1 protein-coding gene is annotated in these 398 nt (G+C 37.7%); it reads left to right on the top strand.

Features of this window, described 5'->3' with window-relative positions; genetic code table 11:
* Nucleotides 1–18: 18 nt before the first annotated feature.
* Nucleotides 19–336 carry an IS630 transposase-related protein gene (locus EM932_RS20715; RefSeq protein ID WP_135879111.1) on the top strand — a complete coding sequence of 106 codons (318 nt, stop codon included), beginning with the start codon at nt 19–21 and terminating at the stop codon, nt 334–336.
* The last annotated feature ends 62 nt before the right edge of the window (nt 337–398 follow it).

Here is a 398-nt window from a genome sequence, read left to right as displayed (position 1 = left end):
TTTTTTGTATCTTGTAGTATGTCATACTCACTAGATTTCAGACGGCGATTATTTAAAGTAAAAGCAAAAGAGCAGTTGACATTCCAAGAGGTCAGTGCTAGGTTTGGGATTCCAATACGCACACTGTTTAGGTGGCAAAACCGTATTGAGCCCAAGACCAAGCGAAACAAGCCTGCTACCAAATTAGATATGGATGCTCTTCGTAAAGATGTAGAAGATCACCCCGATCTTTATCAATATGAAAGAGCTAAGAAATTTGGTGTTGGCCAAAGTACTATATTTTATGCCTTAAAGCGTTTAAGGATTAGCAATGAAAAAAACGCTTTACCGTCCTAAGTCAGATCGGTTATCTAGGCTCTTATTTCAACTGAAGATATTCCGATATGAGTTTGTTGAAA

Source organism: Flavivirga rizhaonensis (assembly GCF_004791695.1).
Classification (GTDB): domain Bacteria; phylum Bacteroidota; class Bacteroidia; order Flavobacteriales; family Flavobacteriaceae; genus Flavivirga; species Flavivirga rizhaonensis.
Note: the sequence above shows the minus strand (reverse complement) of the source record. Positions and strands in the feature narration are given on the sequence as shown.

Excerpts from the sequence above, each read along its gene's own strand:
- EM932_RS20715 (WP_135879111.1), top strand. The coding sequence starts at position 19 with ATGTCATACTCACTAGATTTCAGACGGCGATTATTTAAAGTAAAAGCA.